This window comes from Paenibacillus soyae (genome assembly GCF_024623455.1).
Taxonomy (GTDB): Bacteria; Bacillota; Bacilli; order Paenibacillales; family Paenibacillaceae; genus Pristimantibacillus; species Pristimantibacillus soyae.
The window spans coordinates 19,340-38,050 of the sequence record NZ_JANIPJ010000031.1; the positions used below are offsets into that span (position 1 = coordinate 19,340).

Annotated in this window: 15 protein-coding genes; all 15 read left to right on the forward strand. The window is 59.9% G+C overall.

Annotated features, from left to right (window positions below):
• The 15 genes from NQZ67_RS27705 to NQZ67_RS27775 all read left to right on the forward strand — a co-directional run bounded on the left by NQZ67_RS27705 (position 1) and on the right by NQZ67_RS27775 (position 18,692).
• Entirely contained in the window at positions 1–876 is an 876-nt protein-coding gene (locus NQZ67_RS27705) for a carbohydrate ABC transporter permease (RefSeq protein WP_257452373.1), read from the forward strand.
• A gap of 47 nt (positions 877–923) precedes the next feature.
• On the forward strand, positions 924–1,874 hold the full coding sequence (locus NQZ67_RS27710; protein ID WP_257452375.1) for a sugar phosphate isomerase/epimerase family protein: 951 nt from the start codon (positions 924–926) through the stop codon (positions 1,872–1,874).
• Between the two features lie 5 nt (positions 1,875–1,879).
• Positions 1,880–2,584, forward strand: coding sequence for a hypothetical protein (locus NQZ67_RS27715; RefSeq protein WP_257452376.1), 705 nt, complete (start codon positions 1,880–1,882; stop codon positions 2,582–2,584).
• The gene (locus tag NQZ67_RS27720) at positions 2,568–4,334 is read left to right on the forward strand and encodes a hypothetical protein (RefSeq protein ID WP_306813103.1); all 1,767 of its coding nucleotides are present in this window, start codon (positions 2,568–2,570) and stop codon (positions 4,332–4,334) included. The genes NQZ67_RS27715 and NQZ67_RS27720 overlap by 17 nt, the downstream gene beginning before the upstream one ends.
• Positions 4,331–6,595, forward strand: coding sequence for a glycoside hydrolase family 88/105 protein (locus tag NQZ67_RS27725; protein ID WP_257452378.1), 2,265 nt, complete (start codon positions 4,331–4,333; stop codon positions 6,593–6,595). The genes NQZ67_RS27720 and NQZ67_RS27725 overlap by 4 nt, the downstream gene beginning before the upstream one ends.
• A gap of 178 nt (positions 6,596–6,773) precedes the next feature.
• Positions 6,774–8,639, forward strand: coding sequence for a 3D-(3,5/4)-trihydroxycyclohexane-1,2-dione acylhydrolase (decyclizing) (gene iolD / locus NQZ67_RS27730; RefSeq protein WP_257452380.1), 1,866 nt, complete (start codon positions 6,774–6,776; stop codon positions 8,637–8,639).
• 89 nt (positions 8,640–8,728) lie between these two features.
• On the forward strand, positions 8,729–9,646 hold the full coding sequence (gene iolE, locus NQZ67_RS27735; protein ID WP_257452382.1) for a myo-inosose-2 dehydratase: 918 nt from the start codon (positions 8,729–8,731) through the stop codon (positions 9,644–9,646).
• A 3-nt stretch (positions 9,647–9,649) separates the two neighbouring features.
• Positions 9,650–10,663: a 5-dehydro-2-deoxygluconokinase gene (gene iolC / locus NQZ67_RS27740; RefSeq protein ID WP_257452383.1), complete on the forward strand. Its 1,014-nt coding sequence runs from the start codon at positions 9,650–9,652 to the stop codon at positions 10,661–10,663.
• Positions 10,664–10,700: 37 nt separating this feature from the next.
• Positions 10,701–12,158 (forward strand): CoA-acylating methylmalonate-semialdehyde dehydrogenase, encoded by a 1,458-nt coding sequence (locus NQZ67_RS27745; RefSeq protein WP_306813104.1) that lies wholly within the window; start codon positions 10,701–10,703, stop codon positions 12,156–12,158.
• Positions 12,159–12,238: 80 nt separating this feature from the next.
• Positions 12,239–13,252 (forward strand): inositol 2-dehydrogenase, encoded by a 1,014-nt coding sequence (gene iolG, locus NQZ67_RS27750; protein ID WP_257452385.1) that lies wholly within the window; start codon positions 12,239–12,241, stop codon positions 13,250–13,252.
• 27 nt (positions 13,253–13,279) lie between these two features.
• A complete protein-coding gene (iolB, locus tag NQZ67_RS27755) occupies positions 13,280–14,101 on the forward strand; it encodes a 5-deoxy-glucuronate isomerase (RefSeq protein ID WP_257452386.1) in 822 nt (273 codons plus the stop codon).
• Positions 14,102–14,174: 73 nt separating this feature from the next.
• Positions 14,175–15,167: a LacI family DNA-binding transcriptional regulator gene (locus NQZ67_RS27760; protein ID WP_257452442.1), complete on the forward strand. Its 993-nt coding sequence runs from the start codon at positions 14,175–14,177 to the stop codon at positions 15,165–15,167.
• A 410-nt stretch (positions 15,168–15,577) separates the two neighbouring features.
• A complete protein-coding gene (gene rsgA, locus NQZ67_RS27765; protein WP_257452388.1) occupies positions 15,578–16,624 on the forward strand; it encodes a ribosome small subunit-dependent GTPase A in 1,047 nt (348 codons plus the stop codon).
• 266 nt (positions 16,625–16,890) lie between these two features.
• Positions 16,891–17,823: an ABC transporter permease gene (locus NQZ67_RS27770; RefSeq protein WP_257452390.1), complete on the forward strand. Its 933-nt coding sequence runs from the start codon at positions 16,891–16,893 to the stop codon at positions 17,821–17,823.
• On the forward strand, positions 17,823–18,692 hold the full coding sequence (locus NQZ67_RS27775) for a carbohydrate ABC transporter permease (RefSeq protein ID WP_257452392.1): 870 nt from the start codon (positions 17,823–17,825) through the stop codon (positions 18,690–18,692). Before NQZ67_RS27770 ends, NQZ67_RS27775 begins: the two co-directional genes overlap by 1 nt.
• Positions 18,693–18,711 lie beyond the last annotated feature (19 nt).

Consider the following 18,711-nt stretch of genomic DNA (forward strand, 5'->3'; position numbering starts at 1 on the left):
ATGAGTGAACGACAAGCCAACCGGACATTCGACGCGATCAACACGACCGCCATCTTACTATTCGTGCTGCTATGTCTGGCTCCGTTTATCCATATAATTGCGATATCCTTAAGCTCCGCGCGGGCGATTATGTCCGGCGAGGTCAGTCTCATTCCGGTCGAATTGAACTGGACCGCCTACAAGCAGGTGTTCTCCGACATGTCGATGATCCGTTCGCTTGGATTTACGGTGATGATGACGCTGGTTTTCACCCTGATGTGTATGTTTATGTCCATTACGGCGGCTTATCCGCTGGCCAAAACAAAGCTGAAAGGCCGCAAGCTGGTTATGTTCATCATTGTCATCACGATGTTTTTCAGCGGAGGCATCATTCCGGAATACATGCTTGTCCGCAATCTGGGACTGCTGGACTCGGTATGGGCGCTTATCCTGCCCGGATTGATCAGCCCGTTCTATTTAATTATCTTGATCACATTTTTTCAGAATATTCCGGATTCTCTGGAGGAATCAGCGGAGATCGACGGCAGCTCCCACTTCCGGACGCTCGTCAGCATCATCGTACCGTTGTCGCTTCCCGTCATCGCCACGCTTAGCCTGTTCTATGCCGTCGGGCGCTGGAACGGCTTCACGGATACGCTGATGTATATTACAAGCCCGGAGATGTATCCGCTTCAATTAAAGCTGTACCAGCTGGTCCAGAACAATATGGTCAGCGAGCTGATGCAGCTGGAAGGCGCGACCGGGCAGTCGATGCTGCAGCCGGAGAGTCTGAAGGCGGCAAGCGTCATCTTCGCAACCGTGCCGATCTTAATCGTGTATCCATGGCTTCAGCGGTACTTTGTAAGCGGGGTCATGCTCGGGGCGGTTAAGGGGTAAAAAGAGAAACGGCTGTTCGCCGTAAGTCACCGGGAGGGAATGGAGACATGGGGAAGGACAAAGGAAGCTATTCGTTTTCTACATGCTGGAATATAAAAAGGCATCAGACGGGCAGCGGGATGATTAATGAAATCCGGGAGCTCGGCTTCCGGTACGTCGAGCTGAACTATAACGTGACGGATGAGTTGCTGGCGACGATCGAGCCGATGATCGAGCGGGGAGAGATCGGCGTGTCGAGCGTGCACAATACGTTCCCGCATGTGCCCGATCCCGATTACGGCACGGATTCCGTTCTGCTCGGCTTCGACGATGAAGCGAAACGGCAGCGAGCGATCGAGCTGGTCGTCCGTTCCGCCGAGCATGCGCACCGTTACGGAGCGAAGGCGGTGGTCGTCCATCCGGGAGAGGTGCCGTTCGACTACAACATCGATCAAGAGCTCAAGCGGCTGTACAACGAGCAAGGGCCGGCATCGGCCGCTTACGCCGCGTTATGGAGCGAGATGCTGGAGCGTCGGGAAGCGCTGGCGGCAACCTATTTGCGGAGAATTGGAGACAGCCTGGAGGATATATGCGACCGAATTGAAGCCAAGGGCTGGGATGTATCGATAGGAATCGAAACGAGGTCGCGCTGCTATCAGATGCCGACGCTGAGCGAGGCGGCAGTCGTCTTCGACCGGATCCAGGGCGCCAGGGTGGGGCTATGGTACGATTTCGGACACGGCATGATGATGGAGCGCATGGGCTTATACGATAACGCGGGCGAGATGGAAGCGATCAAGGACCGCGTGGTGGGCATTCATATTCACGAGACGGTCGGGCTGTCGGATCATTGGTGCCCTTATGTGCACAGCGGCGATATGAGCTACTTCGATCGCTTCCTTCCGATCATTGCGGCAGCGCCCGTGAAGGTGTATGAGCTGAAAGCGGCATGCACGCCGGAGGAAATCGAGCGCAGCCACGAGCTGCTGCTCGGTAAGCTGGCCGCTATCGGAGGATAAGAGCGATGGACATGAAGCTTGCGGCTTCATACGCGCCGCGGTTGTATTTCGACCGGAACGAACCGTTCTATCCGGTGCGGGTTGGCGTATCCCTCCTTCGCCGGGGGGAGCGGTCGCCGTCCTTTCGGCGCTTCGTGGAATGGGAGGAGGCTTCGATCGCTTATGCGATCGAATTCGCCATTTATTGGGATTACGATATTCAGCATTTGTATGAGCTGGAGCATGTATGGGTCTATGTGGATAAAGCGGGTCAGGTAGCCGACGCGGAGGCGAGCTTCCACGGCCGGTACTTGAAGGCTCTGCTGCCGGACCGTTCGAACCTGTCGGGGAGGACGGTGAGCTTGTATTCGCAGCCGGGCAAGCATGCGTTCTCGCCGGTTCCCGTTCTCTTCGAGCTGCTGCCGGACGCAAGGACGGCGACGGACCGGGATGCCGGCAGGGACGGATTGACCTTGCCGGATTGGTACGAGGCGCGGGAGCTGTACGACGAAGAAACGAATCGGCTGGTGCGCGCCTATCAACAGGCGAATCACCGGTTCGCTCCTTCTTTTGAATACGACGCTTGGGAGCTGGCGAATCGCGGAGAGCTGTTCGTTCCGTGGGACGCTCTATATAAGGAAATACCGGAACGAATCGAGGCCGAGCTCAGAGACATTCGGCGATCGGTTGCCGGCCGGAAGGGACAAGGGAAGGATGATCGCGATGTTTGAGAAGCTGACAGCCATTAATGATGAATGGGTCAAGCCGGGGATAGACAATCAGATTACGGACGGCGCCAGCCGCTTTTATGGCGGGGTGGCCGACCCGGACAACGGCATCGCGTGGCCGACCCATACGGGTACGCTGGCGGTGATGGCGATATGGGGCTGCGCTCTCGTAAACGAGGAGTCGAGCTATTATCATGACGAGCGCGTGCTCGAAGCGTTGGAGCTTGCGGCAGCGTTCATCGTCCGGGTTCAGCATGCGGACGGCACGATCTCGCCCGGTTGGACGAATATGCATTCGCCGCCGGATACGGGATTTGCCGTCGTCGGGCTTGCCCAGCTTCTCGAGCTGCTGGAGAAGCATGAATGGGCGGCGCTGGACGGAGTACGGGCAAACATAAAGCTGTTCCTGGAGCGGTCCGTTCCCGCGATCCTTACCGGCGGCTGCCACACGCCTAATCATCGCTGGGTGCTGACCGCCGCGCTCGCTTTCTTGCATAGGTTAACCGGAGACAATCAGCTGATCGCTCGTGCCGACGCATGGCTCGCGGAAGGGATGGACTGCACGGAGGACGGCGAGTGGACGGAGCGCAGCAACGGCATCTACAACGGCGTCAGCGACGTGATGCTGTACCATACGGCCGAGCTGCTCGGACGGCCGGAGCTACTGGAGCCGGTTCGCAGCAACCTGCGGATGATGGCCTATCTTATCCATCCGGACGGAGAAGTCGTGACCGACTATTCTGGACGGCAGGACTTCGGACATAAGCATGATATGTCGGGCTATCACTTTGTCGCGGCGTTGATGGCGCATCTCGATCAGGAGCCGTTGTTCGCCGCCTTGGCCGAGCTGGCGGGCGATGCGTCGAGGCATCCCGGAGCGATTCCGAACAACGGGCTGATGGGCCTGCTGCTCCGTCCCGAGCTGCGGGAGCATGCGGTGGAGCCGGCCGATTTGCCGGATCATTACAAGGTCGTCATTAACGGCAGGTTCAACCGCCAGCAGTACTTGAGCCGGATGGAATCGGCCGGTCATGGCGGGCGGATCTATCACAGCCGCTTGCATCCCGAGTTCGGCGCTCCGGTCGCCCGGGAGCGGAGAGGCATGACGAGCATGACCGTCATGACGGAGACGAGCTCGTTCCTCGCGCTCCGGCACGGAGAGGCGAAGCTGCTCGGGGTGCAGGTCAGCAGCTCGTTCGAGCCCGGCTTCATCAAGATGAACGAGCTGGAGCCGCTTGAGGACGGCTATCGGCTGGCGGGCTCGGAGTCGAAGGGCTACTACGGCCCGGTAGCGGCCGAGCGGCTTCCGGAATCGGCGGGAGCTCCGGTCAGTCCTTGGTATTTGCTGCCTCATCAGCTTCGCGAAGTGACGCATCTGCAGCACCATCATGTGCAGGTCGAGCTCGCGGAAGAGGCCGGCGGATGGCGGCTCCGCGTCCAATGCGACATGCCGGATGTGATGCTGACCCAAATTTCTTTTATCTTCGGCAGAGAAGGGACATTCGCCGGAGGCGAGCGGGCGGATGCCGAAGCGGGCACGCAATTTTGGAAGGACGGCACGGTTCGCTATTCGTCGGGCTCCGATTGGATCGAGCTGGACGGCGGCGCGCACGAGCATGGGGCCAAGTCGATACGCGGAGCGGGATTCCCGGCGGATTGCAAAACGCTCGTCGTCAATGTGCTCACGCCGTACGACCGGACGTTTCATCTAAGGCTGTCGCCGGCTGACGGCAAGGAGGGGAGCTTACAATGACCGCATATATGGAATATCGAGACAGCTCGCGATACGCGTTCGGCCATGATGCTCGCCGCATTCTGGAGCTCCTGGCGGGCCGTTACGCCGGAGCCAATCCGAAGGTCCCGTTCGCTTACCGCGCTTTCTCGCGGCTTGGCATCCTGCAGAACGAAGAAGGGCTTTACGACATGGGGCTCGCGGCCCGATTGCCGGATGCGGACAGCGGCGATTACGCCTACCTGTACGGGCTTGTCTGGAGCGACGACGAGCGTTCGATCGACAGCGTGCTGGAGCCGCTCGGTCCGATTAAGCTGTACCTGAACGGACAGCTTCTGTTCCGGACGTCCGCCGTGGAGGAAATGAAGCCGGACGCGCGCGTGATCATCCCGATCGTATTCGCGAAAGGCTGGAACCGGATCTTGATCGAAGCCAGGAGGACGCCAGCCGGCTTCGGCTGCCGATTCGGGGCCGACGAAGCGAAGGTGCGCATCCTGAACGTGCTCGCGCCGTTCGCGGGGCGGGACGGCAGCGCAGGCTGGGTATACTCCGCGCCGGTCAAGAAGTCCTGCTACGGCGAAGGCGCCTTCCCGGATGAGCGGGGCGCGGAAGAGGAGACGGGGCTGCAATGGTTCCCCCGCACGGCATGGACGGCGTCGGAATCGGCTTTGCCGAACCTGGAGCGTAAGTATGGACGGCCGGAGAAGCCGGCTGCGGGTTACGGATGGACGCGGCTGGCGATGACGGGCAGCCGAACGGTGGAATTGGAAGGCCGCGTGTACGGACCTTCCTCCATATGGATGGACGGCGAGCTGGTGCTGGAGCTTGCCGGAGCGGGTGATTTCCGGGAGCTTGTGCAGGTTGGCGCCGGAGATGGCGGCGAAGGCAGGCAGCTCCTGATCCGTACGCTCAGCGGCTCGAATGGCTGGGGCTTCGAGCTCCGCGCTTCGGCTGGCGGCAAGCCGCTTGCATGCGAGCAGCCCTTGCGCGTACACGGCTACGACGGCGCTTGGCTGTACGCGGGACCGATAGACCCGAACGCGGGGATCGGCGTGTCCGATATTTGCAGAGCCTCGGCGCTTCTGCCCGCCGTTCATCTGGACGGCAGCCCGGCAGGCAGCGTCTACTGGGAGACCGGCGCGCCGCACACCCGAGTGCGTCCCTACTACGAGAACGCGATGCTGAGCAACAAATGGACGACGGGCACGGCAACCAACTTCGGGCGCTGGGACTATCCGCTTGGCGTCACGATGTACGGCTTGCTTCGCGCTTCCAGGACGCTTGAGCGGCCGGATTTGGCCGATTACGCGCTGGAGCACATCCGCAGCTGCACGGCGATGTACGATTATTCGTTATGGGATCGCGGCGAATACGGCTTTCCGAGCGTCAATCACCAGCTGGTCCTTATGCGGATGCTGGATAACTGCGGCTCGTTCGGCTCCGCGATGCTGGAGGCTTATTCCGCGGAAGGGGACGAATCGTTCCTGCGCATTGCGGACACGATCGCGGACTTTATGCTGCGGAAGCTGGAGAGAAGAGAGGACGGCGCGTTCTACCGCTTAAGCGAAGGCGAATATTTCGACCGCACGATGTGGGCGGACGATCTGTACATGAGCGCTCCGTTCTTGACGCGGTATGCCGTCGCGACAGGGAAGCGGGAAGCGATGGACGAAGCGGCGCGGCAATTCCTGCTGTTCCGGCAGTACCTGTTCATGGAAGACGAGCGCATCATGTCGCATGTATACGACTTCAAATACGGCCAGGCGACGAGAGTGCCTTGGGGCCGGGGCAACGGCTGGGTGCTGTTCTCGCTTACGGAGCTGCTCGAGCGTCTGCCGGACGATCACCGGGACCGCGAAGCGCTGCTGTCTTTCTTCCGGGAGATGTGCGCGGGAGTGTCGGCCCTGCAAAGCGATTCGGGGCTGTGGAGGCAGGTGCTGAACGAGCCGGAGGCGTACGAGGAAGCTTCGTGCACGGCGATGTTCGCCTACGCCTTCGCCCGCGGCGTCCGGTTCGGCTGGCTGACGGACGGCGAGCTCTATGCGGAAGCAGCGTTCAAGGCTTGGCGCGGCCTGACGGGCGGCGCGATCGATCGGTCGGGCAACGTCCACGGCGTATGCAGCGGGTCCCGGTACTCGTTCTCGCCGGACTACTACATGTACGATTTGCGAACCGTGGTGAACGATAATCACGGCATCGGCATCATGATGCTGGCGGGCGTGGAGATTAGCAGCCTGAAGGCGGCTCTGGCGTTGCCTCGTCCAGCGAATGTACTCTCTTAAACGAACATTTGCATGGAAAAGACTGCCGGGCGCTCCGTTCACTCATGCCAAATCGCCAGCTGGGCTGCAAGAGTGAAAATCACTGCTGCAGCCCGGCAGGCGGGCGATGCGGCGTGTCGCGCAAATTTTTTTTCGCAAAGGGTAAAGCGCTTAATCTAACGACAAAGGTGGGAATCCGATGAAGACGATCAAATTGTCGATGGCGCAGGCATTGCTTCGATTTCTCGACAACCAGTACATATCGGTCGACGGGAAGGAGACGAAGTTCGTCAAAGGCGTCATGGGCATATTCGGGCACGGTAATGTGACGGGCATTGGCGAGGCGCTGGAGAGAAGTCCGGGAAGCTTAATCTTCATGCAAGGGAAAAACGAACAGGGCATGGCGCATGCGGCGACGGCTTTCGCGAAGCAGAGCGCGCGAAAGCAAATTATAGCCTGCACGTCCTCGATCGGACCGGGCGCGCTCAACATGGTGACGGCGGCCGGCACGGCCACCGTCAACCGGATCCCGCTGCTGCTGCTGCCGGGTGACAACTTCGCCTGCAGGCAGCCCGATCCGGTGCTGCAGCAGCTGGAGGATCCGAGCGACTATACGATATCGGCGGTCGACGCCTTTAAGCCGGTGAGCCGGTACTGGGATCGGATCGTCCGTCCGGAGCAGCTGATGACCGCCGCGCTGCAGGCGATGCGCGTGCTGACCGATCCGGCGGAGACGGGAGCCGTCACGCTCGCGCTGCCGCAGGATGTGCAGGCGGAAACCTACGATTACCCGGAAGCGTTCTTCGAGCGGAGGGTGCATACGGTAGATCGCCGTCCGCCCGCCGCGGACGCGATCCGGCGGGCATGCGGCGTACTCGCCGGCAAGCGGAAGCCGCTGCTCATCGCGGGCGGCGGCGTCCATTACAGCGGCGCGACGGAGGAGCTGGCGGCGTTCGCGGAGGCCTTCGGCATTCCGGTCGCCGAAACCCAGGCGGGCAAAAGCGCTATGCGCTGGGACCATCCGCTGAACATGGGCGGGGTCGGCGTAACGGGGACGCTGGCGGCCAATCAGCTGGCGAAGGAAGCCGATGTCATTATCGGCGTCGGCACCCGGTATTCGGATTTTACGACGGCTTCGAAATCCGCGTTCGGCAACCCTGACGTGCAATTCATTAATATGAACGTTAGCTCGTTCGATTCGGCGAAGCTGAACGGCATCGCGGTAACGGCCGATGCCAAAGCGGCGATCGCCGCCCTTCATGCCGAGCTTGCGAAATCCGGCTACGCGAGCGGGTTCGAGGCCGGGGAGCTCGAGAGACGCAAGACGGAGTGGAACCTCGAGGTGGACCGCCTGTATGGTTTCGAGCATGAAGCGGGATTGGCCCAGACGCGGGCTCTCGGCGTCATCAACGAAACGCTGCAGCCATCCGACGTCATTGTTGCGGCAGCCGGCAGTCTGCCAGGCGATCTGCATCGGCTTTGGCGGCCGTCCGAGGCCGGCACTTATCATATGGAATACGGCTTCTCGTGCATGGGCTACGAGATCAGCGGCGCGTTCGGCGCGGCGATAGCGGCTCCGGAACGTAACGTCTATGCCGTCGTTGGAGACGGAAGCTACCTGATGCTGCACTCCGAGCTGATCACCAGCCTGCAGGAAGGGGTGAAGCTGACGGTGCTGCTCTTCGACAACAGCGGCTTTCAATGCATTCACAATCTGCAAAGAGGGAACGGCAGCGACGGCTTCGGCAACGAATTCCGCTTCCGCGACGCGGCTACGGGCCAGTTGAACGGGAGCTATATGCCGATGGATTTTGCGGCTCATGCTCGCAGTTTCGGCGCGCAAGCTTATACGGTCCGCACGGCCGAGCAGCTTCGCGAGGCGCTGCTGCAGGCGCGGGAGGAAACCGTGTCGACGCTGATCGAAATCAAGGTGCTGCCCGGCACGAACTCGGACGGCTACGAATCGTGGTGGCGCGTGGACGTGCCGGCGGTGTCGGCCAGTCCGAAGGTAGAGGCGGCGCAGCGCGCCATGGCGGCGGGAATCGCCAAAGCAAGGGAGCTGTAAGAAGCAGGCTTGCCGGCCTGTTTGCCCGGCTGCATGAACGGGAGAGGCCGGCAAACGGGTCAGACAATCAAAGCGGGGAGGACAGTTGCATGCGGAAACAAAGAGCTTTTCAAATCGGCATTCATCCCATTAACTGGGTGGGGGAGGATGTCCGGGAGCATGGGGAAGCCACGACGTTCGAGACGATTGTGGACGATATCCAGAGGCTGGGGTTAACCGGCACGGAGATGGGACGCAAATATCCGCAGGATCGGGCGCTCCTGAAGAGAGAGCTGGACTCTCGGGGAATCAGGCTCGTCTCGCAATGGAAGTCCGTGCTGTTCTCTGACCCCGCTTACCGGGAGTCGGAACTGGCGGCTTACCGGTCACACGCCGAATTTCTAAGCGAAATGGGCAGCACGGTCATCAGCACGGCGGAGGTTGGCGGCTCGCTGCATTTCGATCCGCGCCGCACGCCGAACGAGAAGGAGGTGCTCCGTCTCGACGAAGCCGGCTGGCGAAGCTTGGCGGAAGGCTTGAACGCGGCGGGGAGCATCGCCCGCGAATACGGTTTGAAGCTGACGTACCACCACCACGGCGGAACAGTCGTGGAATCGCCCGAGGAAATCGACCGCCTCATGGAGCTGACGGACCCGTCGCTCGTCTGGCTGCTGTACGATACGGGTCACGCCTATTACGGCGGCGCCGATCCGCTGCAAGTGCTTCGGAAGCATTACGACCGCATCGCGTACATCCATCTGAAGGACGTGCGGCCGGCGGTATTAGAGGAAGCGAGGGCGGAAGGGGCGGACTTCGTCACTTGCATTCGCAAGGGTGTGTTCACCGTACCCGGCGACGGCTGCATCGATTTCGCGCCCATCCTCGGAGAGCTGGTTGCCAGAGGCTATGACGGCTGGGCGATGCTTGAAGGCGAGCAGGACCCCGCGCTTCATCCGCCGTTCGAATACGCGCGGAACGCGCTGCACTATATTGACGCTCGGCTTGAAGCCGCCGGCGGGAAGGAGTAGAAGATGACGAAATCACGGATCGCTTTCGACGCGTCGAAGCCGCTGGACTTTGTCGCCATCGGCCGGCTGTGCATCGACCTGAACGCCAACGAAATCAACCGCCCGATGGAGGAGACGGTTACCTTCACCAAATACGTGGGCGGCTCGCCGGCGAATATCTGCATCGGCATGTCCCGTCTCGGGCAGCGTACCGCGTTTATCGGCAAAGTAGCCGACGACCAGATGGGACGGTTCATTACCGGCTACCTGGACCGGGAAGGCATTGAAACCTCCGGCGTGACCGTCGATAAGACGGGGGCCGTCACAGGACTTGCTTTTACGGAAATTAAAAGCCCTACAGACTGCAGCATTCTCATGTATCGGGACAATGTCGCGGATTTGAAGCTGGAGGCGGGAGAGGTGAAGGAGGAGCTTATCGCGGATGCGAAGCTGCTGCTGATCTCCGGCACGGCGCTGGCGCAAAGCCCGTCGCGGGAAGCGGTGTTCCAGGCGCTGGACTACGCGAAGCGCCACGGGACCGCCATCGCCTTCGATCTCGACTACAGGCCGTACACATGGACCTCCGACGAGGAAACGGCCGTCTACTACAATCTCGCGGCCGAGAAATGCGACATTATTATCGGTACGCGTGAAGAGTTCGACATGATGGAACGACTCGGCGGCAATCCGGGGCGCGACGATCATATAACGGCGGCCAAATGGTTCCACCACTCGGCGGACATCGTCATTATCAAGCATGGCAAAGACGGCTCGATCGCGTATACGAAGGACGGCGCCTCCCACCGGGCGAGAAGCTTCCCGGCGAAGGTCGTCAAGACGTTCGGAGCGGGCGACTCCTATGCGGCGGGCTTCCTATACGGACTTATGCAGGGCTGGGAAATCAGCGCCAGCATGGAGTTCGGCAGCGCGGCCGCCTGCATCGTGATCTCCAGCCACAGCTGCTCGGACGCGATGCCGACGGCGCCGCAGGTTCACGACTATATCGAACGCTGCCTCAAAGGCGAGATCAACGTGTAAGCTTGTTAACCAATCCAACAAAAAGAGGGGATGACCGATGATGAACGCTAACGTGAACACATTGAACAACCTGATCGGAGGGCAATGGGTGCCGTCCCGATCCGGCAAGACGGAGCCGGTATATAACCCGGCAACGGAGGAAGTGCTGGCCCATGTGCCGATCTCCTCGAGAGAGGAGCTGGACGAGGCGGTCGCCGCCGCGAAGACGGCATTCCATAGCTGGAGCCGGACTCCGGTGCCGCGCCGCGCCCGCGTGCTATTCAAGTATCAGCAGCTGCTCGTCGAGCATTGGGAGGAGCTGGCCCGCCTCATTACGCAGGAGAACGGGAAAAGCTACACGGAAGCGTACGGCGAGGTGCAGCGCGGCATCGAATGCGTTGAATTCGCGGCCGGCGCGCCGACGCTGATGATGGGCAAGCAGCTGCCGGATATCGCGAGCAACCTGGAGTCGGGCATGTATCGGTATCCGATCGGCGTCGTCGGCGGCATAACGCCGTTCAACTTCCCGATGATGGTGCCTTGCTGGATGTTCCCGCTGGCCATCGCCTGCGGCAACGCTTTTGTGCTCAAGCCGTCGGAGCGGACGCCGCTGCTCGCGGTCCGGCTCGCGGAGCTGATGATGGAAGCGGGGCTGCCGGCAGGCGTGCTGAGCGTCGTCCACGGCGCGCATGACGTCGTTAACGGCATCCTGGAGAATCGGGACGTAGCCGCGGTTTCGTTCGTCGGTTCGCAGCCGGTTGCCGAGTACGTCTACAAGAAAGGAACGGCGAACGGCAAGCGGGTACAGGCGCTGGCCGGCGCCAAAAACCACTCGATCGTCATGCCGGACGCGGATCTCGACGCGGCGGTCACCCAAATCGTAAGCGCCGCCTTCGGTTCGGCGGGCGAACGCTGCATGGCCTGCGCGGTCGTCATCGCGGTTGGCGACGCGGCCGACCCGCTCGTGGAGAAGCTGCAGCAGGCGGCGGACGCGATCACCATCGGCAACGGCATGGACGAGGGCATATTCCTGGGCCCCGTTATCCGCCATTCCCACAAAGCGCGCACGCTCGGCTACATCGAGTCCGGCGAGCAGGAAGGCGCGACGCTGCTGCGCGACGGCCGCAAGGATGCCGCCGCAGGCGGAGACGGCTATTTCGTCGGACCGACGATCTTCGACCATGTCAGCTGCGAGATGAAGATCTGGCAGGATGAAATATTCGCGCCGGTCTTATCGGTGATGCGCGCCGCGACTCTCGAGGAAGCGATCGACATCGCCAACCGCTCGAATTTCGCCAACGGGGCGTGCCTATTCACCAAGGACGGCAGCCATGTCAGACAGTTCCGCGAGACGATCGACGCCGGCATGCTCGGCATCAACCTGGGCGTTCCCGCGCCGATGGCGTTCTTCCCATTCTCCGGCTGGAAGGATTCGTTCTACGGCGATCTCCATGCCAACGGCACGGACGGCGTCGAGTTCTATACCCGCAAAAAAATGGTAACGGCCCGCTGGTAATCAGCGCAGCGCATAAATGGACGGACAGTCGCGAAGCCCAAGACCGGCTTCGCGACTGAATCGGAAGGAGCGGCAGCAGCATGAAGAAGGTAAGAGTAGGCATAATCGGCGCAGGGCGCATCGGCAAAATTCACGCCGATAATTTGCTTCGCATGGCGGAGGCGGAGGTCGTCGCGATCAGCGATCTGTTCGCCGGCGATGAACTTCAAGCGTGGGCCGGCGAACGCGGCATCGGCCTTGTAACGACGGACAGCTCGGAGCTGATCCGTCATCCGGACATCGACGCGGTCTTTATTTGCTCGTCGACGGACACGCACGTCCCCTTGATCGTTCAAGCCGCGGAGGCGGGCAAGCACGTCTTCTGCGAGAAGCCGGTAAGCATGGACGCGGACCGGACCAGAGAAGCGCTTCAAGCGGTGCGGAAAGCCGGAGTCAAGCTCCAGATCGGCTTCAACCGGCGCTTCGACCATAATTTTAAGCGACTCCGAGAGCTGGTCGCGCAAGGGCGCATAGGCGAACCGCATATCGTTAAGATCACGTCGCGGGACCCGAATCCACCGAGTCCGGAGTACGTCAAGGTTTCCGGCGGCATCTTCATGGACATGGCGATCCACGACTTCGACATGGCCCGGTACGTGACGGGGAGCGAGGTCGAATCCGTATTCGCCCAAGGCGCGGTGCTCGTCGATCCGGCGATCGCCGAGCTGGGCGATCTCGACACGGCCATTACGACGCTGACGTTCGCCAGCGGCGCGCTCGCGGTCATCGACAACAGCCGCAGAGCCGCGTACGGCTACGATCAGCGGGTCGAGGTTTTTGGCTCCAAGGGAGCGGTTTCCGCGGACAACGACTACCCGAATACGGTCGTCGTCAGCGACGAAGACGGCGTCGGCCGCGACAAGCCGCTGCATTTCTTCTTGGAGCGCTACAACGAGGCGTATGTCGAGGAAACGAAAATGTTCATAGACAGCGTGCTGCATGACCGGCCGCTGCCGGTCGAAGGCTTCGACGGGCTTCAAGCGGAGCTCATCGCGCTGGCCGCGAAGCAGTCCGTTAAGCTGGGCAAGCCCGTTAAGCTTAGCGAGCTGGCATAAAAGAATCGGCGAGGAGGGTATAAAAGCATGGTTCAATTCATCGTACCGGCCAAGTCGTCGCCTGACGCGGATGGCTGCGTTCTGTCGATTACGCCGCAGTCGGCGGGCTGGGATTATGTCGGCTTTGAAGTGTTCAAGCTGGCCGAGGGGGAATCGCTTCGCCGCGAAACGGGCGGGCAGGAAGTCTGTTTGGTGCTGCTTAGCGGCAAGGCGGACGTCGCGACAAGCGCCGGCAGCTGGAGCGGGATCGGCAAGCGGATGAGCGTCTTCGAGAAAATACCGCCCTATGCGGTATACGTGCCAAGCGGCGACCGCTACGAAGTAACCGCCTTGACTGAGCTTGAGCTGGCCGTTTGCTTGGCGCCAGGCCAAGCAGGACATGAGGCGCGTCTTATCGCGCCGGAGCATGTCGCCGTCGAGCAGCGCGGAAGCGGCAGCATGGAGCGGCTGGTTCAGCATATCCTGCCGGAGAGCGAGCCGGCGGACAGCCTGCTCGTGGTCGAGGTGTTCACGCCCGGCGGCAACTGGTCCAGCTATCCACCCCACAAGCATGACCGGGACTTCCTTCCGGAGGAGTCGCTGCTCGAAGAGACGTACTATTACCATACCAACCCGGCTTCGGGCTTCGCGATTCAGCGCGTATACACGGACGACCGGTCCCTCGACGAAACGCTTGCCGTGCGCGACGGCGAAGCGGTGCTCGTGCCGAGAGGCTATCACCCCGTGGCGGCGCCGCCCGGCTACGACGTCTATTATTTGAACGTGATGGCCGGACCGACCCGCACATGGAAAATTTATAACGACCCTGACCATGAGTGGTTAGTGTCTCCGCAAGCGGTTCCGAGATAAGGATTGATAGCGCTCTCTTTTACGCGCATAATGGAAATACGAACCATAACGAGTGTGAATGGAGAACGGAATGATGAAAGCGACCATCTACGATATCGCCAAGGAAGCCGGCGTATCCATTGCTACCGTGTCCCATGTCATTAACGGCAAAGGAAAGATCAGCAAGGAACGCCGCGAAGAGATCAGGGGCATCATGGCGCGCATGGGCTATAAGCCCAGCATGATCGCGTCCGCGTTGACCAGCAAGAAGACGTATGCCCTTGGCTTGCTCGTGCCGGACATATCCAATCCTTTCTTTGCCGAAATCGCCAGGGCGGTCGAGGACGAGGGGCAGCGTCACGGCTACAGCGTCTTCATATGCAGCACCGATAACCAGGACGAGAAAGTGGAGCGTTACGCCGCTTTGCTTCAGCAGAAGAAGGTGGACGGCGTCATTATCGGGACGGGAATGAAGGATCCGTCGGCGCTGGAGCCGCTGCTTCACGACAACGTTCCGATTGCCCTTCTTGCCCGCGAGCTCCCGTCGGTCAACGTTCCGACCGTTATCGTGGACGATTACGCGGGGGGAGCCGCCGCTGCGGAGCATCTCATCGCGCTTGGCCACCGCAGACTAGCCGTACTGGCCGAGCAGGAGTCGATCAGCAGCAGCCGGGAGAGGGTACGGGGATTCAGGCAGGCCGCCGAAGCGGCCGGCGTTACCCTCGATCCGGCTCTTGTTCGAAGCAGCGGCATGAAGGACAGCAAGGACAGGGCTCTGGAGCTTCTCCAGGGAGAGAATCGTCCGACCGCCGTCTTCTGCTGCAACGATATGCTTGCGATCGGGGCGCTGCGGGCGGCCAAGCAAGCGGGACTGTGCATTCCGCAGGACTGTTCGATCGTCGGGTTCGACGATACGGTGCTCGCTTCCGTAACGGATCTTACCACCATTGCCCAGCCCATCGAACGGCTGGGGCAGACGGCCGTGCAGCTGCTGCTTCGCCATATCGGCCAGCCGGGAGAGCGCTCCGAGCGTATCGTGCTTCCTCCCGTGCTCGTCATGCGCCAGTCTTCGTCGGCATTATCCTGAAATTGTTAGAACGAGCTCAAAGGGTCCTCCCTTTGGGCTCGTTCTTCTACGGAGAGAGAACTTTCCAACTAATTGGTTATACTTGTTTTCGGCCTGTAATCGGAGCGGTATGCATGCTATATTTAATTCACTAAGACGACGGAGGAGTGAGGACAATGGCTGAAATGATGATCAACGATGCTTTGGCTCAAGGAGGCGATCCTCACGGCTCACTGTTCTAAACATGGGAGCCAATGAATGAATCGCCCCGGAACCGAAGCGCAGGGTTCCGGGGCTTTCCTATGTCTTTTTTCGCGCATAACCAGACATTGCGAAGCCGCCGATACGAAAGTCATCCGTCGCGGCTTCTTTGCGTTGCGCGCGTGTGCGATTGTTGCGCTGACAGGATTATAATGGGAGGAATTTACACATTGGAATTAACAGAACTAGGCTGGAACCCGGTGTTTCAGCAGCACTATGAACCGTTCCGTGAACGCGGTTATTCGGTCGGGCGCATCGTTAAGGAGCATCGGCAAATTTATGACGTGGCTTCGCCGGGCGGCGAGCGGCTGGGCGAGCTGGCAGGCAAGCTGCGTTTCAATGCCGCATTGCGGGCCGATCTCCCCGCGGTCGGCGATTGGGTAGTCATGAAGGAGGAGGCGGATCGCGCCATTATTCATGCCATCCTGCCGAGAGTAAGCAAAGTGTCGCGGAGCGTTGCCGGAGCGGTGACGGAGGAACAGATCGTAGCGGCCAACATCGATACGATTCTGATCGTTATGGCGCTGAATCAGGATTTTAATCTTCGCCGGCTGGAGCGGTATCTGCTTCTGGTCTGGGAGAGCGGGGCAAGCCCGGTCATCGTGCTGAGCAAATCGGATTTGAGCAGCGATGCGGAAGGGCAGACCGCTCAAGTGCAAGCGATAGCTCCCGGCGTGCCCGTACACGCCATAAGCGCTTTAAACACGGAAGGCATCCACGCCCTAGAGACGTACCTCGTCCAAGGCCGCACGTTGGCGGTGATTGGCTCGTCCGGCGTCGGCAAGTCGACGCTTATCAACGTTTTGGCTGGCAAGGAGCTGCAGCGGGTGAACGATATCCGGTACGGAGACGATCGCGGCAAACACACGACCACGCACCGCGAGCTGATCGTGCTGCCTAATGGCGGGATTATCGTCGATACCCCAGGCATGCGGGAGCTTCAACTAATCGGAAGGGACGACGGCGCGGGGGCGGCGTTCGAAGACATCGTTAGACTAAGCGAATCTTGCCGATATCGGGACTGCCAACACCGGAACGATCCCGGCTGCGCGATTCAAGGCGCTATCGCCTCCGGCGAGCTTGATCCGAAGCGATATCAGAGCTATCTTAAATTGGAGAAAGAGCTGGCTTACGCCAAACGCCGCGAGCAAGAGAAAGGCAGAAGGGTCAACAAACCGGATCGGAAAACGGAGAGAATAAGATGGGAAGAGGATTAACCGGCAGCCAATAACGAAGAGAACAATCATTAATAGACAGAGGCCTATGCGCAGAGCGCATAGGCCTCTTTGATTGGCGTTCGAAGCCCGATAAACCCATCCTCCAGACGGCTAACCAATGCGCCACGGAGCCTTATGGACCATCCTATTTTTCCAGTGTTGGCGCGGTTTTTAGGAATTGTTCATTCGCTAGAGAATCGCATGATTGTGGAAACGCTGTCATCGGAGGTACGATAGCCGTACTCAAGCAAAGGAGGGTCGCAGCCATGGCTGAATGGATGAGGAACCGCACCGCGCCGGAGAGCCGAATCCTCGCCAACATGAGGAAGCATTGGATTCTGTATCTTATGATTCTGCCGGGCATCTTGTACTATATCGTGTTCAAGTATGTGCCGCTGGCGGGAAGCGTGATCGCGTTCCAGGACTTTCAAATTTTTAAGGGCATCGGGGGCAGCGAGTGGGTCGGGCTCGAGAATTTCCAATATATTTTCTCGTACCAAGACTTCTACACCGTGCTCCGGAATACGGCGGTCATCGCGTTCTATCAGCTTGTATTCGGATTCCCCGCGCCGATCATACTGGCCTTGCTGTTCAACGAGGTAAGGCTGATGCTCGCTAAGCGGTTCGTGCAAAGCCTGTTTTATTTGCCCCACTTCCTGTCCTGGGTCGTCGTCGGAGGCATCGTGTTCGAGCTTCTGTCGAGCCAAGGCGTCATTAACGCGGTGCGGGAGTGGCTCGGGCTCGAGCAGATTCTGTTCATGCAGGAGCAGAAATATTTCCGCTCCATCGTCGTCATATCGGCGATCTGGAAGGATGTCGGCTGGGGAACGATCATCTATCTGGCCGCAATCGCGGGCATTAACCCGAATCTCTATGAGGCGGCCGTGATGGACGGCGCGAACCGCTGGAAGCAGACGATGCACATTACGCTGCCCACCATGTTCCCGACGATTCTGGTCTTGTTCCTGCTCAATATCGGCAACTTCCTGGAGCTCGGCTTCGACCAAATCTACAACCTGCTGACGCCAATGACGTATTCGGTCGGGGATATTATCGAGACGTACGTCTACCGGGCCGGCGTGCTGCAAGGCCAATACAGCGTCACGACGACGATCGGCTTATTCCAATCGATCATCGGCTTCGCTTTGCTGTGGATCTTTAACCGGATGGCCCGAAAAACGGAACAGGGGTTGTGGTGATGAAGCTAACCAGAGGCGACAAGGTATTCCAAACGTTCAACTACGTCTTTCTGTTCGCCGCCGCGGCGACCATGCTGTTCCCGCTGCTGCAGCTGCTCGCGGTTTCCTTCAGCTCTCCGATCGCGGCGGATTCCAAGCAAGTGTTCCTGCTGCCGGTCGAATTCACGACGGCGACCTGGAAGCATGTGCTGCAGAACGCGGAATTATGGAGGTCGTTCGGCATTACCGTCTATATTACGGTGGCGGGCACCGTGCTCAGCATGCTGTTTTCCGTACTTACGGCTTACCCGCTGGCACATAAGGATTTTCTGCTGAAGAGGCCGGTCATGCTCGGCATTATCGTCACGATGATCTTCAACGCGCCGATGATTCCGTTCTTCTTGACGGTGCGCGAGCTCGGCATGATGAATTCCTTGTGGGCGCTCATTCTGCCCGGCATCATCGGGACGTTCAACATGATCATCATCCGCACGTTTTTTATGGGGCTCCCCAAGGAGCTGGACGATTCGGCCCGAATCGACGGCTGCAGCGACGCGGGCATCCTGTTCCGGATCTACCTGCCTCTGTCCAAGCCCGTGCTCGCTACGGTAAGCTTGTTCTATGCGGTGGGCTACTGGAATACGTTCTCTCGGGCTGTGCTGTTCATCCGGGATCCCGAGAAGTGGCCGCTCCAGATGAAGCTCAGAGCCTATCTGACTTCGCCGGAGGAGCTTGCCTCCGTCAACATGTTTTTGGGCGACTACGATTTCAACACGACGACGCTGAAGGCGGCAACCATATTGTTCGCCACGATTCCGATCGTGCTCGTCTACCCTTATTTGCAGAAATATTTCGTCAAAGGTTCCATGCTGGGTTCATTGAAGGAATAATCGCGGTAAGCGCGCTTTT

Coding starts and splice junctions, on each gene's coding strand:
- NQZ67_RS27705 (WP_257452373.1), top strand. CDS start 1: ATGAGTGAACGACAAGCCAACCGGACATTCGACGCGATCAACACGACC.
- NQZ67_RS27710 (WP_257452375.1), top strand. CDS start 924: ATGGGGAAGGACAAAGGAAGCTATTCGTTTTCTACATGCTGGAATATA.
- NQZ67_RS27715 (WP_257452376.1), top strand. CDS start 1,880: ATGGACATGAAGCTTGCGGCTTCATACGCGCCGCGGTTGTATTTCGAC.
- NQZ67_RS27720 (WP_306813103.1), top strand. CDS start 2,568: ATGATCGCGATGTTTGAGAAGCTGACAGCCATTAATGATGAATGGGTC.
- NQZ67_RS27725 (WP_257452378.1), top strand. CDS start 4,331: ATGACCGCATATATGGAATATCGAGACAGCTCGCGATACGCGTTCGGC.
- iolD (WP_257452380.1), top strand. CDS start 6,774: ATGAAGACGATCAAATTGTCGATGGCGCAGGCATTGCTTCGATTTCTC.
- iolE (WP_257452382.1), top strand. CDS start 8,729: ATGCGGAAACAAAGAGCTTTTCAAATCGGCATTCATCCCATTAACTGG.
- iolC (WP_257452383.1), top strand. CDS start 9,650: ATGACGAAATCACGGATCGCTTTCGACGCGTCGAAGCCGCTGGACTTT.
- NQZ67_RS27745 (WP_306813104.1), top strand. CDS start 10,701: ATGATGAACGCTAACGTGAACACATTGAACAACCTGATCGGAGGGCAA.
- iolG (WP_257452385.1), top strand. CDS start 12,239: ATGAAGAAGGTAAGAGTAGGCATAATCGGCGCAGGGCGCATCGGCAAA.
- iolB (WP_257452386.1), top strand. CDS start 13,280: ATGGTTCAATTCATCGTACCGGCCAAGTCGTCGCCTGACGCGGATGGC.
- NQZ67_RS27760 (WP_257452442.1), top strand. CDS start 14,175: ATGAAAGCGACCATCTACGATATCGCCAAGGAAGCCGGCGTATCCATT.
- NQZ67_RS27770 (WP_257452390.1), top strand. CDS start 16,891: ATGGCTGAATGGATGAGGAACCGCACCGCGCCGGAGAGCCGAATCCTC.
- NQZ67_RS27775 (WP_257452392.1), top strand. CDS start 17,823: ATGAAGCTAACCAGAGGCGACAAGGTATTCCAAACGTTCAACTACGTC.